Origin of the sequence: Streptosporangium sp. NPDC051022 (genome assembly GCF_040683035.1) — a bacterium.
Taxonomy (GTDB): Bacteria; Actinomycetota; Actinomycetes; order Streptosporangiales; family Streptosporangiaceae; genus Streptosporangium.
Map to the genome: position 1 here is coordinate 2,287 of NZ_JBFBCF010000029.1, position 16,312 is coordinate 18,598.

Annotated in this window: 14 protein-coding genes and 2 tRNA genes; 5 read left to right on the forward strand and 11 right to left on the reverse strand. The window is 69.6% G+C overall.

Annotation, left to right across the window (positions count from 1 at the left end; genetic code table 11):
* Positions 1-6 precede the first annotated feature (6 nt).
* The 6 genes from AB0N02_RS35225 to AB0N02_RS35250 all read right to left on the reverse strand — a co-directional run bounded on the left by AB0N02_RS35225 (position 7) and on the right by AB0N02_RS35250 (position 6,589).
* A tRNA-Met gene (locus AB0N02_RS35225) sits at positions 7-83 on the reverse strand.
* 246 nt (positions 84-329) lie between these two features.
* Positions 330-406, reverse strand: a tRNA-Met gene (locus AB0N02_RS35230).
* A 101-nt stretch (positions 407-507) separates the two neighbouring features.
* Positions 508-3,465, reverse strand: coding sequence for a UPF0182 family protein (locus tag AB0N02_RS35235; protein WP_363955572.1), 2,958 nt, complete (start codon positions 3,463-3,465; stop codon positions 508-510).
* A 298-nt stretch (positions 3,466-3,763) separates the two neighbouring features.
* Positions 3,764-4,810 (reverse strand): PDZ domain-containing protein, encoded by a 1,047-nt coding sequence (locus AB0N02_RS35240; protein ID WP_363955575.1) that lies wholly within the window; start codon positions 4,808-4,810, stop codon positions 3,764-3,766.
* 102 nt (positions 4,811-4,912) lie between these two features.
* A complete protein-coding gene (locus AB0N02_RS35245; protein WP_363955578.1) occupies positions 4,913-5,338 on the reverse strand; it encodes a molybdenum cofactor biosynthesis protein MoaE in 426 nt (141 codons plus the stop codon).
* Positions 5,339-5,515: 177 nt separating this feature from the next.
* On the reverse strand, positions 5,516-6,589 hold the full coding sequence (locus AB0N02_RS35250; RefSeq protein WP_363955861.1) for an NAD-dependent epimerase/dehydratase family protein: 1,074 nt from the start codon (positions 6,587-6,589) through the stop codon (positions 5,516-5,518).
* Positions 6,590-6,719: 130 nt separating this feature from the next.
* Here AB0N02_RS35250 and AB0N02_RS35255 point away from each other — a divergent pair, with 130 nt between their 5' ends.
* From AB0N02_RS35255 to AB0N02_RS35265, 3 genes are all read left to right on the forward strand, one after another.
* On the forward strand, positions 6,720-8,042 hold the full coding sequence (locus AB0N02_RS35255) for a zinc-dependent metalloprotease (protein WP_363955864.1): 1,323 nt from the start codon (positions 6,720-6,722) through the stop codon (positions 8,040-8,042).
* Positions 8,039-8,593, forward strand: a complete 555-nt coding sequence (locus AB0N02_RS35260) for an NUDIX domain-containing protein (protein ID WP_363955580.1) — start codon at positions 8,039-8,041, stop codon at positions 8,591-8,593. Before AB0N02_RS35255 ends, AB0N02_RS35260 begins: the two co-directional genes overlap by 4 nt.
* 410 nt (positions 8,594-9,003) lie before the next feature.
* Positions 9,004-10,026, forward strand: coding sequence for an endonuclease/exonuclease/phosphatase family protein (locus AB0N02_RS35265; RefSeq protein WP_363955583.1), 1,023 nt, complete (start codon positions 9,004-9,006; stop codon positions 10,024-10,026).
* Positions 10,027-10,115: 89 nt separating this feature from the next.
* Here the strand turns inward: AB0N02_RS35265 and AB0N02_RS35270 are convergent, their stop codons facing one another.
* The 3 genes from AB0N02_RS35270 to AB0N02_RS35280 all read right to left on the reverse strand — a co-directional run bounded on the left by AB0N02_RS35270 (position 10,116) and on the right by AB0N02_RS35280 (position 12,155).
* Complete coding sequence (locus tag AB0N02_RS35270) at positions 10,116-10,715, reverse strand: DUF2064 domain-containing protein (RefSeq protein WP_363955586.1); 600 nt, start codon at positions 10,713-10,715, stop codon at positions 10,116-10,118.
* Entirely contained in the window at positions 10,712-11,227 is a 516-nt protein-coding gene (locus AB0N02_RS35275; RefSeq protein WP_363955589.1) for a M48 family metallopeptidase, read from the reverse strand. Before AB0N02_RS35275 ends, AB0N02_RS35270 begins: the two co-directional genes overlap by 4 nt.
* 142 nt (positions 11,228-11,369) lie before the next feature.
* Positions 11,370-12,155 carry an enoyl-CoA hydratase-related protein gene (locus tag AB0N02_RS35280; RefSeq protein WP_363955592.1) on the reverse strand — a complete coding sequence of 262 codons (786 nt, stop codon included), beginning with the start codon at positions 12,153-12,155 and terminating at the stop codon, positions 11,370-11,372.
* Between the two features lie 132 nt (positions 12,156-12,287).
* Between AB0N02_RS35280 and AB0N02_RS35285 the strand changes: the two genes are divergently transcribed.
* Positions 12,288-13,388 carry a ThiF family adenylyltransferase gene (locus tag AB0N02_RS35285; RefSeq protein WP_363955595.1) on the forward strand — a complete coding sequence of 367 codons (1,101 nt, stop codon included), beginning with the start codon at positions 12,288-12,290 and terminating at the stop codon, positions 13,386-13,388.
* A 63-nt stretch (positions 13,389-13,451) separates the two neighbouring features.
* A complete protein-coding gene (locus AB0N02_RS35290; RefSeq protein ID WP_363955598.1) occupies positions 13,452-14,807 on the forward strand; it encodes an AarF/UbiB family protein in 1,356 nt (451 codons plus the stop codon).
* A 705-nt stretch (positions 14,808-15,512) separates the two neighbouring features.
* Here the strand turns inward: AB0N02_RS35290 and AB0N02_RS35295 are convergent.
* A complete protein-coding gene (locus AB0N02_RS35295) occupies positions 15,513-15,782 on the reverse strand; it encodes a WhiB family transcriptional regulator (RefSeq protein ID WP_184718892.1) in 270 nt (89 codons plus the stop codon).
* 126 nt (positions 15,783-15,908) lie between these two features.
* Positions 15,909-16,262, reverse strand: coding sequence for a hypothetical protein (locus AB0N02_RS35300; RefSeq protein ID WP_363955601.1), 354 nt, complete (start codon positions 16,260-16,262; stop codon positions 15,909-15,911).
* Positions 16,263-16,312 lie beyond the last annotated feature (50 nt).

Sequence of the window (16,312 nt, forward strand, 5' to 3'; positions counted from 1 at the left end):
TCTCATTGGTAGCGGGGACAGGATTTGAACCTGCGACCTCTGGGTTATGAGCCCAGCGAGCTACCGAACTGCTCCACCCCGCGTCGGTGTGTGTCTGAAGATTACCCGGCCCCGCCGCCAAGGGCAAACTGGTTGCCCGCGAACCGGTCGCGCGGCACATGGCGCGGGGCGGGATACGGGGTTTCCGGGGATACGGGACTTCGAGAGGACGGGGTGCCGGGGCAGGACCGGGATTCCGCTGCGAAGGGCGAGGATCCCGAGGCGGGACACGGAGTCCCGGGCGAACGGGAAAGGCCCTGATCTCTGGAGAGAGATCAGGGCCTTCTCATTGGTAGCGGGGACAGGATTTGAACCTGCGACCTCTGGGTTATGAGCCCAGCGAGCTACCGAACTGCTCCACCCCGCGTCGGTGTGTGTCTAGAGACTACCCGGCTTCGGCTGTGAACGCGAATCAAATGACTCCGCCCGGTCTCCCGGGGCTCGACGAGCCCCGGGAGACCGCCGAATCTAGGAACTCGACGACGGTGAGGGGGACGGCGTCGGGGTGACCGTCCCCGAGGAGAGCGGGGCCGGAGTCGCCGACGAGGTCGGAGACGGGCTCCCGGAGGAGGTCGGCGCCGGAGTCTGGGTCGGGGCCACCGGCGGCACCGAGGCGCCCCTCAGCTTCTCCAGGGCCTTCTTCAGCTCGTCCTGCGCCTTGCCGTACTCCGTCCAGTTCGGCGGGTTGGCCGTCAGGGCCTGCTGCGCCTTGTCGTAGGCCTTCTGCGCCTCCTCGATCGCCGCGCTCAGCGCGGTGTTCGACTGGACGGGCACGTTGGGCTTGGTTTCCGGCCTGTTCGACTGGGCTCCCTGACCGAAGACCTGTTCCAGGGCGCCCTGGAGCGTGTCGGCGAAGCCGACCTTGTCCCCGTAGGAGACCAGGACCTGGCGGAGGATCGGGTAGGGCTCCTGGCCGGAGGAGGCGGCCGTCTCCACGTAGACCGGTTCGATGTAGACCAGTCCGTCGGCGAACGGCAGGGTCAGCAGGTTGCCGTAGCGGATCTTCGCCCCGCCGAGGCCCAGGAGGTTCAGCTGGCCGGCGAACTTGTTCTGGAAGTTGTTCTGCACCTGGCCGGGGCCGGGGATCGTGGTGTTGGAGGGCATGCGCAGGATGCGCAGCTTTCCGTAGTCCTCTCCCGGCGTGGCGTCGACGGCCATGAACGCCGCCAGGTTCGGGCCCTGGCGGGGCACGAACGTGGTGGTCAGCGAGAACGTGGGTTCCGACGTGTTGGGCATCTTGACCGACAGGTAGTACGGCGGCTGCTTGATGTCACCACGTCCGCCGGACGACGGGTCGTTCGGGACGTTCCAGAAGTCCTGACCGCTGTAGAACGCGTTCGGGTCCTCGATGTGGTAGCGGGACAGCACGTCACGCTGGACCTTGAACAGCGCCTCCGGGTAGCGCAGGTGCTGCTTGAGGTTCTCCGACATCTCGGTCTTCGGCTTGATGATGCCGGGGAAGGCCTTGCGCCAGGTCTGCAGGATCGGGTCCTTGTCGTCCCAGGCGTACAGGGTGACCGTGCCGTCGTAGGCGTCGACCGTGGCCTTGACCGCGTTGCGCATGTAGTTGATGTTGTCGCGCGGCTGCTGCACCACCAGGCGCGGGTCGGTGACCGTGTCGCGGGTCATCGACTCCAGGCTCCTGCTGTCGGAGTAGGGGTAGGAGTTGGAGGTGGTGTAGGCGTCGACGATCCAGACCACTTTGCCGTCGACGATGGCGGGGTAGGGGTTGTCGTCGAGGCTCAGGAACGGCGCGACCTTGGCGATGCGCTCCTGCGGGTTCCGCTCGTAGAGGATCTTGGACTTGTCGTTGATGTCACCCGACAGCAGCAGGTTCGTCTCGCCGTACTTGGCCGCGTAGAGCAGGCGGTTGACGAACGAGCCGACCGGGACGCCGCCCTTGCCGGTGTAGGTGGTGTTCTGCTGACCGGTGCCGCTGCTCTCGGGGTAGTCGAGCTCCTGCCCCTGCTTCCTGTCGCCGCCGACGATGACGTACTCGGGCGCGGCCGAGGACTCGCCGAAGTAGATCCGCGACTCCTTCAGGCCGGTCCGCTCGGCCAGCGAGCCGGTGACCGGCATGTCCTTGGCGTCGAAGTCGGGCAGGCCCTGGGAGTCGACCTCGTTGCCGGGCGCGGCGACGAAGCCGTAGCCGTGGGTGTAGACGAGGTGCCGGTTGATCCAGTTGTCCTGCTCCCTGGGCGGCCCGGTGAGCTCCCGCACCGCGACCACGGTGTCGCGCATCTTGCCCGAATCGTCGGGGTAGCGGTCGACGTCGAGCGGGTCGTGGAAGTCGTAGTAGCCGCGGATGCGCTGCTTCTGCTGGTAGGTCTTGGCGACCAGGTTGGGGTCGAGCAGCCGTACGCCGGAGATGGAGCTGTCGGCGGTCACGCTGACCTTGGAGGCGTCGCCCTGCGCGGCGTACTCGGTGATCTCGGTCTTGTCGATCCCGTACGCCTTCCTGGTCGCCTCGATGTTGCGCTTGATGTAGACCTGTTCGCGGTCCTGCTGGTTGGGCCTGACCTGGAACTGCTCGACCAGGGCCGGATAGACCCCGCCGATCAGGATGGCCGAGAGCACCAGCAGGCCGAAGGCGACGCCGGGCAGCATGCCGCCCGGCCGTACGATTCCGGCGAAGAACAGGACGGCGCAGATGAGGGCGATGATGGCCAGGATGGTCTTGGCCGGAAGCACCGCGTTGACGTCGGTGTAGGAGGCGCCGTAGGCGAAACCCCGGTCGGAGAAGACCAGGCCGAACCGGTCGGTCCAGTAGGCCACCGCCTTCAGCAGCACGAACACGCCGAGCAGCACCGACAGGTGCACCCGGGCCGCGCGGGAGGCGTGGACGCCGGGCGACTGGAGCCTGAAGCCGCCGTACAGGTAGTGCACGACCGCCGCCATGATGGTCGACAGCACCACCGCGGTGAACAGGAAGTTCAGCACCATCCGCAGGAACGGGTAGGTGAACATGAAGAACGACAGGTCCATGCCGAACTGGGCGTCCTTCTCCCCGAACGGCGTGGCGTTGAGGAACTCCAGCCACGTCTTCCACTGCCCGCCGAAGGACGATCCGGAGAACAGGGCGAGCACCGCGACACCGATCAGGAAGATCATCTTTCGGTGCGGGTCGAGGGCCATCCGGTAACGGTCCGCGCCGCTGGCGCCGCCGAACATCCCGGGGCCGAACATGGGCCGCACCCGGTAGGCCAGCAACATGTTGCCGCCCACGAGGCCGACCATCAGCACGGCGCCCACGATGAAGAGCAGGATCTGGGTGACGATCACGCCGGAGAAGACGGCCGTGTAGTCGACCGATTCGTACCACAGGTAGTCGGTGAATATGCCTGCGAAGAGGAAGAACAACGCAACGACCGCGACTATGGCGATCGCGACAGGAAGCAGCAGTCGTGGCCGGCGGGGCAAGCGCATCGCCCTACCGGCTCCGGGGGTCCGGAAGCTCAAGGCCAACCCCTTGTCGTAAGAGCACGGTCCGTGTTTGGAAACCTACACCGGCAGGGATACGGTCGCGCCTGGCCCCTTGGGCACGGTCCGGCCACAACCCCGCGCAGGTCTCGGCTTCAACAATGCCAACGCACGAGATTTCAGATGAGTGCCCAGATGTCGCTTTTGTAGCCGGAAAACGGTCAGTGGCTTCGGTCACCCCGAAACCCCGCGTCCCCGGCCGGCCGGCCGCGGAGCCCGCCGCCGCCCGCCGTCCGGAGGGGCGTCAGCTCGCCGAGCACCCCGGTACGGTGCCGGAGCCGGAGCGGATCACGTCGATCGCCTTGACGGCGTCGTGCAACGTGCTGACCTTGTACAGCTTCATCCCGTCGGGGACCGCCCTGACCGCCTCGGCGCAGTTGTCCGCGGGCGCGAGGAAGACCGTCGCCCCCGACCTGCGGGCGCCGACCATCTTCTGCTGGATGCCGCCGATCGGGCCGACCTTGCCCTCCGGAGTGATCGTCCCGGTCCCGGCGATCGACTTGCCGCCGGTCATCGAGCCGGGGGTGAGCTTGTCGACGATGCCGAGGGAGAACATCATGCCCGCGCTCGGGCCACCGACGTCACCGACGTTGATCCTCACCTTGAAGGGGAACTTGTAGCTGATCCGCATGGTGATGCCCACGATCGGCGTGCCGTCCTTGGCCGCGACGGTCGGGACGGCCACGGTCATGCTGTGGTCGCCGCGGTTGACGGTGAAGGTCACCGTCTCCCCCGCCTTGTGCTTGCGGACGATGCCGGAGACGCTCTCCCTGTCGACCGCGGGAACCCCGTCCACCGAGACGATCTCGTCGCCGGTCTTGAACTTCCCGTCGGCGGGCAGCCCCTTCTGGGTCGAGGCCACGGTCACGACCGAGGTGTAGGGGATCTTGAGCTCGGTCAGCGCCGCCGCGGTCGCGTCGTCCTGGGAGTTGGTCATCTCCTGGGTGTTCTGCTGCTCGACCTCCTCGGCCGTGCTCGTCGGCGGGAAGATCGTCTCCTCGGGCACCACCGCGACCGTGGGATCGATCCAACCCTTGAGCGCGCTGAACAGATCGATCCTGTTACCGGGACCGCCCTGGTAGGCCACGGTGACCAGGCTCAGCTTCCCGTCGGCCGGGTAGGTCTGGTGCCCCTCGATGCTGATCACCGGCTTGCCCTTGACGTCACCGATGGTGTTCTCGGTCGGCCCTGGGCTCAGCACGACGTACGGCACGGGCAGCAGGGCGCCGACAACGCCGAACAGAAGCGTGAGGAAGCCTGCCACCATCAATGTCAGCGCTCGTCGGGACATGGGAGGAAGCCTATTCCGTGTGACCGGTCAAGAAGCCGCACGTACGCGCCGGTATCTTTCCGGCCGTTCCATTCCGGATCGTACGACCCATGCCTCTCACGCTCAGTCGCAGGCCCCGACCCACTCGGCCGAGCCGTCGGTGAAGAGCTGGTTCTTCCAGATGGGGACCTCGCTCTTGAGGTCGTCGATCAGGCGGCGCGAGGCCGCGAACGCCTCGCCACGGTGGGGGGCCGCGACCGCCACGACGACGGCGATGTCGCCGAGCTCCAGGTCGCCCACCCGGTGCACCGCGGCCAGCGCGGTGATCGGGAAGTCCGTGGCGATCTTCTCGGCGACCCGGCGCAGCTCGCTCTCGGCGCTGGGGTGCGCCGAGTAGGAGAGCCTGGTGACCGGCTTGCCGTGGTCCTGGTCGCGCACCGTGCCGACGAAGATCGTCGTACCGCCCGCAGCGTGGTCGCCGATCGCGGAGAGCACCTCGTCCACGGAAAGCGCGCTGTCGCGGATGCCGAGCAACCGGATGACATTCACGGCACAAAGGCTACCGCCCCGGAAAAACCGTTTCCCGGGGGGTGACCGTACTCGTGGAATCCCGGCAATCCGCGAGAAGCCCGGCCGTACCGGCGAGGCTCCGGCCGCGGAGTGCCGCAGGGCGCCGCAAGGACGCCGCAAGGACGCCGCAAGGACGCCGCAAGGACGCCGCGAGGCTCAGACGCGGCGCTTCTTGCGGGCGGCGCGGACGATCGCCGCGGTGCCGAGGACCGCGACGGTCGCGCCCGCGGCGGTGAGCGTGGCGTCCTTGCCGGACAGCCGTCGGCCGACCACCGCGTGCTTGCCCTCACGCAGCTCGAGAAGCTGTGTGAACGCGGCCTCGTTGCTCCACGCCGGCTTCCACCCCGCCTCACGGAGCGCGGCGCAGTCCACCACCCAGGGGTAGACGACGTAGTGCAGGTCGGTGGCGGGCGCCGGGGTCACACCGAGCCGGTGCAGACGCTGGGCGGTGCCGAAGGTCAGCCCCGCGGGCAGCTCGAAACGGCGCAGCCCGGACAGCTCCTCGACCTGCTCCTGCTCCAGCCAGCCGTCGCCCCCCACGGCCACCACGCCGGAGACGGCGCCGAGCGCGGCCATCTCCAGCGCCGAGACCAGGTCGTCCACGTGGCAGAACTGCCAGCGGGGACTGCAGCCCTTCACGCTGAGCAGCCGGGGCGCCTCGAAGTGACGGGTGACCACGCTGTCCACGCCGGGACCGACGACGGCGGCCGGGCGGAGCACGGTCACCTCGAGCCCGGGGTGGCTGCGCAGCGAGCGCCGGACCAGCGCCTCGATCTCCAGGTGGTCGCCGACCATCCCGGTGTCGGGCTCGGCGGCGACGGCGGAGTTCTCGGGCAGCGGAACGGCGTTGTCGGGCGCGGCGCCGTAGACCATGGCGCTGGTGACCAGCACGACGCGGCGCACCCTGGCGGCGGCGCTGGCGGTGAGCACCGTCTGTGCCGCGCGCAGGTTGTAGGCGCGCCGCTCCGCCGGATCGGCGTCGAGCGCGTAGTCACCCGCCAGATGGACGAGCACGTCGATGTCGGAGATCCGGTTCGCCAAGAGCGGATCTCTGACGTCGAGCACTCTCCAGGTGACGTCGGGGACGTCGCCGCGTTGCTCGTCGATGGCCACGACCCTGCGGAAATCCGCAGACGAGGCGACCTTCGCGAGGAAGGCACGGCCGATACCCGAGGCCGCGCCGGTTACGGCGACGACCGGGAGCCGGGGGCGTTTCGAGGTAGGCACCAGGTCCTCACTTTGCACTGACCCACCATGCGACGGATAACGTGGCGGATGTGGACTCCTCCATCCTGCACGAGGTAGAGCGGTGACTGACTTGCCAGGTCGGGAAAACGACCCCAACGAGAATCCGTTCGCCATGTTCGGCGACCCGGAGCAGATCGCGGCGGCCATGCGTCAGTTCGCCGACATGCTGTCCGCGCCGCAGAGCTCAGGGCCCGTCAATTGGGACATGGCGAAGAACATCGCCCGGCACGTCGTGGCCGCCGAAGGCGACCCGAGTGTCATGGAAGGCGAGCGGCGCCAGATCGTGGACGCGCTCAACCTCGCCGACCTGTGGCTGAACGAGGCGACCTCGCTCCCGAGCGGGGTGAACAACCCTCAGGCGTGGAGCCGGTCGGAGTGGATCGAGAAAACCGTCCCGGTGTGGCAGCAGCTGTGCGATCCGATCGCGGCCCGCATGGTCGAGACGATGAGCGGCACGCTCGGCGCGGCGGGCCTGCCCGCCGAGGCCCAGGCTATGGCCGGCCCGCTGATGGGCATGATGAAGCAGATGGGCAGCATGATGGTCGGCCAGCAGATCGGCCAGGCCCTCGGCTCGCTCGCCCGCGAGGTGGTCGGCTCGACCGACATCGGCCTGCCGCTGTCCGGCAACGCCGCCCTGCTGCCCGGCGGCGTCGCCGCGTTCAGCCAGGGGCTGGAGACCCCCGCCGACGAGATCCGGATCTACCTGGCCCTCCGCGAGGCGGCGCACCACCGGCTGTTCCAGCACGTGCCGTGGCTGCGCTCGCATCTGCTGGGCGCCGTCGAGGAGTACGCCAGGGGGATCACGGTCGACGTGTCGGCCCTGGAGGAGCAGCTGCGCGGGCTCGACATCAACAACCCCGAGCAGCTCCAGCAGGCGTTGAGCGGCGGCAACCTGCTCAAGCCCGAGGAGACCGAGCGGCAGAAGGCCGCCCTCACGCGTCTTGAGACCATGCTCGCCCTGGTCGAGGGCTGGGTCGGCACGGTCGTCGACGGCGCCGCCGACGGCAAGCTGCCCTCCTCCGCCGCGCTGGCCGAGACCGTACGGCGCCGCAGGGCGACCGGTGGCCCGGCCGAGCAGACCTTCGCCACGCTCGTCGGCCTCGAACTCCGCCCCCGCCGTCTGCGCGAGGCGGCCGCCCTGTGGCAGGCGCTGGAGAACGACCGGGGCATCGACGGCCGCGACGCGGTCTGGAGCCACCCCGACCTGATGCCGACCGCCGACGATCTCGACAATCCCAGCCGATTCGTCCGGGGCGAGCCGGAGTTCGACCTCTCCTCCCTGGAGGCGGCGCTGGGCGAGGCGTCCGGCGAGCGGAAGGCACCGGAGAAGGGCGAGGGGCCCGAGGGCTCGAAGGGGCCCGGCGACTCCCAGGGCTCCCAGGGCTCACAGGATTCACAGGACTCCCAGGACGACGGCGGGGGCGAGAGCGCGTGAGCCTGCGCGCGCACGCCCGGAACGTGCTCGCGACGTGGAGCGCGCCGACGGCGGAGGAGGAGCGCCTGCGCCAGGAGTTCCTGGAGCATGTGCACGCCCACGAGGACTCGATGTGGCGCGAGTGCGTGCCCGGCCACCTGACGGCCACGACCGCGGTCGTCTCCCACGACGGCGAGCGTGTGCTGCTGACGCTGCACCCCAAGGCAGGGATGTGGCTTCCCATGGGCGGCCACTGCGAGCGGGACGACGCCTCGCTCGACGCCGTGGCGCTGCGGGAGGCGGTGGAGGAGTCCGGCATCCCCGGTCTGCGGCTGCTGCCCGGGCCGCTGGCCCTCGACCGGCACCGGGTCTGGTGTCATCCCCCGCACAGCCACCACCTGGACGTGGAGTACGGCGCGGTCGCCCCGGCGGACGTCGAGGCCGTGATCAGCGATGAGTCCCTCGACCTGCGGTGGTTCCCGATCGACGAGATCCCCGAGCTCTCCGACGAGGCGACCCGCAGGCTGGCCAGGCGCGCCCGCGAGGCGATGCGCTCCACCCAGGCTCGATGAACCGCCCGGATCGGTGAACACGAACGTTCACCGATCCGGGCACCACTCGCCGGCGCCGATCCACTCCGTGCCACCGCTCGCCGTACCGGCGTCCTGGGCGGACACGGCGAAGGTGCGCGGCGAACGCCGGCGGGTTCCGGGCGGCGTCCCACGGACGTGAACCTCATCCGGCGGCCCCGGACGACAGACCTCAACTGTGCCGGCGGGGTTCCGCGGGCGGATTCCGGTGAACGACTCCACATATCCGGCGGGCACCGCGGAGTGGTTCCGGTGAACGACTCCACATGTCCGCTGGGCTCTGCGGAGTGGTTCCGGTGAACGATCCCGCATGATTGGACCGTTTTACACCCGTCTCACACGGCCGTGGATATCGTCATCCCCGTCGAGGTGAGCCAGCGAAACGAGGCAGCGTGAGCGTGGACGTCTCAGCCGACAGAGGTATGGTCGGCGGCGCGATCAGGGCGGCGGCCCGGCGACGCCGGCGGTTTCCCAGGGTCCCCCGGGCCCTGGTCTGGGCCGCCGTCACCCCTTTCGCCGCCTGGGCCGCGGCCAGGGTGACCGGTCTCGAACGCGGCTCGCTGACCACCCAGCTCATGACCGCCACGCCGTACGCCGCCGCGGGTTCGCTCGTCCCCCTGCTCCTGGCCGCGGTGACCCGCAGCCGCGCGGCCACGGCCGTGGCGCTGGTCACCACCGCGGCGTTCGGGCTGAGCGTTCTTCCCCGGACCGTCGGATCGGCCGAGCCTACGGGAACGCCGCTGCGGGTGCTCACCCTCAACATGCTGTTCGGTCACGCCGACCCCGAGGCGGTGATGGACCTGGTCAGGCGGCTCAAGCCCGACGTGTTGAGCGCCCAGGAGCTGACCCCGGGCATGGCCGACGAACTGGACGCGGCCGGGCTGAAGGACGTCATGCCACACCGGGTGCTACAGACGGCGTGGAGCGCGAGCGGCAGCGGCCTGTTCTCCAGGTATTCGCTCACCCCGCTGGAGAACCTGTTCCGGCCCATCGGGCACAACATGCCGGCCGCCGTGCTCAGCGTCCCGGGGGCGGGGGACATCGAGCTCGTCGACGTGCATCCCTTCCCCCCGCTGGGCAGCCAGGTGCACGAGTGGACGGCCGCCCTGGCCGCCTTCCCGCCCGCCTCGGCGAACCGGATCCGCGTCTTCGCCGGCGACTTCAACGCCAGCCTCGACCACGCCGCGCTGCGCCGCTTCCTCGATCAGGGGTACGCGGACGCCGCGGAACGCGTCGGCCAGGGGCTGGTCCCCACCTGGCCCGCCAACCAGAGGATGCCGCCGCTCATCACCATCGACCACGTCGTGGTCGACCGGCGGGTGAACGTGAACGAGGTCAGCGTCCACACCGTCCCGGGGACCGACCACCGGGCCGTCTTCGCCGACCTGCGCCTGCCCGGTCAGCCCTCGTCCTGAGCACCGCCCACGCCGTTCGCCCCGTTCGTCTCGTCTCACCCCGTTCGTCTCGTCCGCGCCGTTGGCACCGGTCACGCCGGTCACGCCGGTCACACCGAGAGCAGGGCCCGGGTGTTGTCCCAGCCCTCAAGGCCCGGGTCGAGCCTGTGGATGTCGCAGGGGGTGCGCAGGCGGTGCCAGCCCGGCCCGGTGGCGACCGTCCTGGGAGCGGGGGCCGAGGCGCGCAGGGCCCTGACCGGTTCGGGGTCGTCGAACCCCACGGCGGCCCAGCCGGGATAGGGCAGGTGGGCGGCTATCGCCACGGCGCCACCGTCCGCGGCCGGGCAGACGGCGACGCGGGCCCTGCCCAGCTCGCGAAAGAGCTTGCCGATCAGCAGGGGTGGCAGGTCGGGCGCGTCGCCGCTCACCAGGACCGCCTGCCCGCCGTACGGCAGGGCCTCGAAGGCGGCCGCGACCAGGGCGGCTCCCGAAAGGTCGGGGATCTCCACGACCGGGGTGCCCGGCCAGACGATCTCCTCCATGCCCGGCACGCTCGTCACCAGGACCGGGGTGACGAAGTCGAGGGCCGCGACGAGCTCGTAGGTGTCCTCCGCCGCGGCCGTCAGGAAGCGCGCCGGATCGACCCCCGGCGGGGCGGCCGCCGACATCGAGGGCGTGACGACGACCCCGACCACTCGCTCCTCGGTCAACATTCCTCCGCGGCGCCGTTGGCCGCCATGGAGAATCCCTCCAGGAATCCTCGCGCCCGTTCGGCTTTGGGATATTGTTCCACCAATGCCCAGAAACGGGGGCCGTGGCTCGGCACCAGCAGGTGCACGAGCTCGTGCATGATCACGTAGTCGACCACCCACGACGGCATGCCCCGGAGTCGTGTGGAGATCCTGATTGTGCCATGATCGGGAGTGCACGAACCCCAGCGGTGCTGCTGGTTGTCGACCCAGCGGACACTCGACGGGGTGGCTTTGCCGTCGAGATAGCGCGCCGACAGCTCACTCGCCCGCTCGAACAGGTCGTCGTCGGAGGGGCGTCTTCGCTGCTCCTTGGCCGCGAGCCGGTCGAGCATCCGGCGTACCCATTGCTCCTCGTCCGTGATGCTGAGTCCGGCGGGCAGCAGCACGATCGTCTTCTCGCCGTCGCGGTACGCGGAAACCGTCCGCCGGCGACGAGAACTTCGACGGACCTCGACTGTCTCGGGGGGCACATATGAACGGTAGCCGAGAATGACGAATTCACACCAGAGGGCCGAAGACGTTCTGGCTGGTCAATCCCTGTTCGTCGATTGTTCAGCAAGACCGATCGGTTATGGCCGCGGCTTATCGAATTAACCGGGGATATCGGTCGTCTCAGGAGCCGCCGAAACGCGGGGCCCGTCGTTCCCGCTGCGCCGCCAGTCCTTCGAGCAGGTCGTCGGAGGCCATGGTGAGCGGCTGGGCGAGGGATTCCCAGCGCAGCGCGGCGTCGAGGTCGGCGTGGCCGCCGCCGGCGAGGGCGACCTTGGTGAGCCGGGTGGCGACGGGGGCGTTGGCGGCGATCCGGGACGCGATCCCCAGCACCTCGGTCATCAGCGTCTCGCGGGGGAAGGCCCTGGTGACCAGCCCGATGGCCGCGGCCTCCGCGCCCTGCACGGTCCGGCCGGTCAGCAGCATCTCCCTGGCGACCCCTACCCCGGCGACCCTGGGCAGCAGATAGGTGGCCGCCATCCCCGGGTGCAGGCCGAGCGAGGTGAAGGGCGCCAGGAGCTTGGCCTCCTCGGCGGCGTACACCAGGTCGCAGGCGAGTGCGAGGCAGAGCCCCGCCCCGACGGCGGCGCCGTTGACCGCGGCGACGGTCGGCACCTCCAGGTCGGCGATCGCCAGCCAGGTCCGGTAGAAGCCCAGCATCCTGTCGCGCAGGTCCGGCACGCTCTCGGCGCCGCGTTCGGCGAGCCAGGACAGGTCTCCGCCCGAGCAGAACGCGCCGCCGGCTCCGGTGACGACCACGCACCGCACGTCCTTGTCGTGGCGCAGCCCCGAGACGGTCCGCCGCCACTGCTCCGTCATGCCGTCCGTCATCGAGTTGCGCCGGTCCGGACGGTTCAGGGTGAGCACCACGACGCCGTCGTCCCGCCGGTCGATCAAGAGCTCGTCCATGCCCGGGAGCGTAGTACACCGAAGTTATCCACAGGCGGCGGGAAACCCGTCCGGGATCCTGCGGGGGCGTGACACGCTGACACGCCCCGAAGCCCGTAGGGCCGTTGACGGCCCCGAGGAGAGGCGGTCCCGATGAGGCCACGTCTGAAGCCCGTCCTGCGCCGGATCGCGCGTGACGAGCGCACCCTGCAGCTCGGTCTGCGTCCCCGGCACGCGGTGATGCTGACCGATCTCGAACCCGAGGTCCGCCGGTGGGTCGAGAGCCTGGACGGCGTGCGCGACGTCGCCGGGGTGCTGGCCGGGGCGGCCGAGGCGGGGATCGGGCGGGAGGACGGCCGCGCGCTGCTGGAGTCGCTGATCGACCGGGGCGTGGTCGACGACGCCTCGGCGCCGCCCGGCCCGCTGCGCGCGCTGCCGCTGGACGAGCGCGACCGCCTCCAGCCCGACCTGGACGCGCTGTCCCTGGTCCCCGGCACGACGGACGGCGGGCTCGCCACACTGGCGCGCAGGCGGCGGACCCGGGTGCGGGTGTACGGCGCGGGCCGGGTCGGCGCCCAGGTCGTCGCCCTGCTCGCCGCCTCGGGGGTCGGCGGCCTGTGCGTCGTCGATCCCGGTACGGCCCGCCGCCAGGACGTCGTCCCCGGCGGGCTGACCTGGGAACAGGTGGGCATGAGCAGGCAGGACGGCGCGGTCGCCGTGGCCAGGCGGCTGGCACCGTCGGTCATCGCGTGGACCGGCGACCACGCGGCCCGGCCGGCGGACGGCGCGCGGCCGCCCGACCTGGCGGTGCTCGCCCCGGTCGGGCCCCTGGACGGCCTGCTGGTCGACGAGCTCCAGTCCTGGGGAGTCCCGCACCTGCTGGTGACCGCCTACGAGGGGGTCGGATCCGTAGGCCCGCTGGTGTTGCCCGGTCAGAGCACCTGCCTGCGATGCCTAGATTTGACGCGACGCGATCGCGATCCCGGCTGGCCGGTCGTCAGCGCCCGTCTCGGGGGGTTCCCCGCGGGAGAGATCGGCTGCGGCACGGTCGTGTCGACGTTGGTCGCGGCCATGGCCGCCGGGCACGCTCTCGCCTGGATCGACGGGCGGGAGCCGGCTGTGACCAACAGCACAACAGATGTGTTTCCCGATTGGAGATGGAGGCGACGATCCTGGAGTGTTCATCCACAATGTCGTTGCTTCCGAAACGACTTGGGTTCGCTAACAATGGTCGCGTCGGCTACCTGCCGCTGATAGACACCACACCGAAGGGAGGGAGCGGCGTCTCGCTGAACGGCGGACACGCCGCAAGCCAAGGTGAGTGACCTTCCGTGCCGCGCAGTCACACGATCCGCCAAACTGGCGGCCCTACCGATCGGTTTCGCCGGCCGTACCGCCCTTGGGCTGGGCAAACGGATCGGCGGGAAGTCCGCCGAGATCGTCGCCCAGGAGATCCAGCAACGCACCGCCGAGCAGATCTTCAAGGTGCTGGGAGAGCTCAAGGGCGGGGCCATGAAGCTCGGCCAGGCACTGTCGATCTTCGAGGCCGCGCTGCCCACCGAGGTCATCGGACCGTACCGCGCGACCCTCACCAAGCTCCAGGACGCCGCCCCGCCGCTGCCCGCCAAGACCGTGCACCGGGTCCTCGTCGAGCAGCTGGGCGACGACTGGCGGGAGAACTTCCAGTCGTTCGAGGACAGGCCGACCGCCGCCGCGTCGATCGGCCAGGTGCACAAGGCCGTCTGGCACGACGGCCGGACGGTCGCGGTCAAGATCCAGTATCCAGGCGCGGGTAAGGCGCTCCTGTCCGACTTCAACCAGATCTCCAGGCTCGGCATGCTCTTCGGGGTGCTGCTGCCCGGGCTCGACATCAAGGCCGTTCTCAGCGAGCTGCGCGAGCGGGTGGCCGAGGAGCTCGACTACCTGCACGAGGCAGAGGCCCAGCACGCCTTCGCCCTGGAGTTCAAGGACGATCCCGACTTCCTGATCCCCGACGTCATCGCCGCCAACGAGCAGTTGCTCATCTCCGAGTGGGTGGACGGCATCCCGCTGTCGCGGATCATCAGCGACGGCACCAAGGCGGAGCGCGACCGGGCCGGCCTCCAGCTGGTCCGCTTCCTGTTCTCCTCCCCCGCCCGGGTGGGCATGCTCCACGCCGACCCGCACCCCGGCAACTTCCGGGTCCTCGAGGACGGCCGGCTGTGCGTGCTCGACTTCGGCGCGGTCAACCGGCTGCCCGACGGCTATCCCCCCGCCTTCGGGAAGCTGACCCGCATCTTCAACAACGGCGACATGGAGAACGTGGTCCAGGGGCTGCGCGACGAGGGTTTCATCCTGCCCCACATCGATGAGGTGGACACCGAGGCGCTGCGGGCGTTCCTCTCCCCCTACGTCGAGCCGACCGCGGTGGAGGAGTTCACTTTCAGCCGCGAGTGGTTGCAGGAGCAGGCGGCCACGGTCACCGACCTGCGCCCCGGCAATGTGGTGCGCCAGCTCAACCTGCCGGTCTCCTACGTTCTCATCCACCGTGTGCATGCCGCCGGAGTGGGAGTGCTCTGTCAGCTGGGCGCCACCGCCCGCTTCCGCGAAGAGGTGATCCGCTGGGTTCCCGGGTTCGTCGAGGAGGATCCCGAGGGACCGGGAGAGCCAGAGGAGCAGGCAGTCGCCGGTTGAGCAGGCGGTCACCGGTTAAGCAGGCGACCTCCGAAGCACCGGGCGAAGGAGCGCCGCATGAGGAAGGGGGGCCTGGTCGAAAGGCCACCCCTTGATCGTCCGTGAGTTTCACCGGCCTGTGCTCCTCACCGGCCCACGGACCCGGGCCGGGCGTGGATCCCGGTGGTCAGACGAGGTGCAGAAGCGCGTGCCGGAGACGCGGAAAAGGGCGGCCCGATCCAAGGACCACCCCTTGGCCGGTTGTGGGCTTCGCCGGCCTGAAGTTCCCGCCAGGCCCACGGACCCCGGCCGGGCATGGGTCCCGGTGGCCGGACAGAACGCCAAAGCGGCTGCCGGAGACACGGGAAAGGGGCGGCCCGTTCGAGGGGCCGCCCCTTGGCCGGTTGTGAGTTTCGCCGATCCGGGGTTCTCAGCGGGCCCGCGAACCCCGGTGGGTCGCGGGCCTCAGCGGTCAGACGAGGCGCAGGAGCGCGTGCCGGAGGCGTGAGGAGACGCGTTCCGCGTCACGACGGGCGCGCCGCAGGCGCAGGACGCTGGATACGCGACGGTGCTCCTCCGCCTCCCGGTGGAGGGTTCGTATTCGGTCCCGAACCAGTTCTTCTTGCACAGACAACATGTCGAGACCACTGGTGCTGTTGAGGTAGGTCATCGGAGTAGGTCCTTCCAGGAATTTCGAAGTTCTCGGTTGATCGTGTTCTCGGTCGGTCAGGCAGCGACCGGAGTCTTGCGGGGACGGCCACGCGGGCGCTTCCGCGGGACGATCGCGCCCCGCAGGATGAGCTCGCCGCCCCAGACTCCCCACGGCTCCTCGCGCTCGAGCGCGCGGGCCAGGCAGGCCTGCTGGATCGGGCAGCCTCCGCAGAGCGCCTTGGCGAACTCCACATCCTCCGGAGACTCTGCGAACCAGAGGTCGGGGTCGGTACGACAGGGGATTGCGGCTTCGTCGATCAGGTCCATGATCGTCTGGGCCCCCATCTGCTTCACCTCTCAGTTAGGTGTTGATCTTCGGTTACCTCTGGGTGGGGGGACAGGAATAACGCGGACAAACAAGAAGGCCGCGGATCCTGGTGCGGATCCGCGGCCTGGGGGCTCTGCTCTCGGTCAGGTTATGACCGGAGGTCGCCTCCAGGAGTGCGGACCACGCCAACCACCATTTCCGGTGTGCTTGGTCAGTGCGTAGCCGTCGGCCTCAGAAGCCGGGGCGGCCGTCTCGACACCCGTCGCCGCAAAGGCGACCAGTGCCGGTCGACCGGCCAGGACCTGGGCCGGGACATACTCGTCCCGCTGAAGCTGAACGTCCTGTCGGAGCTGGATGTCCTGTCGGAGCTGGATTTCCCGTCGAATCCGGGCAGCCGCGGCGTCAGCGAGGACGGCGTGGCAGCCGAAGGACAGGGACGTGCCGGGACGCATGGAAGCGAGCCCCGACTGGGACGACAGCATCAGCACGTTCTTCACAGTGGACTCACCTCCATTCGTGGATCGTCGGACAGGAGTGTCCGACTCGC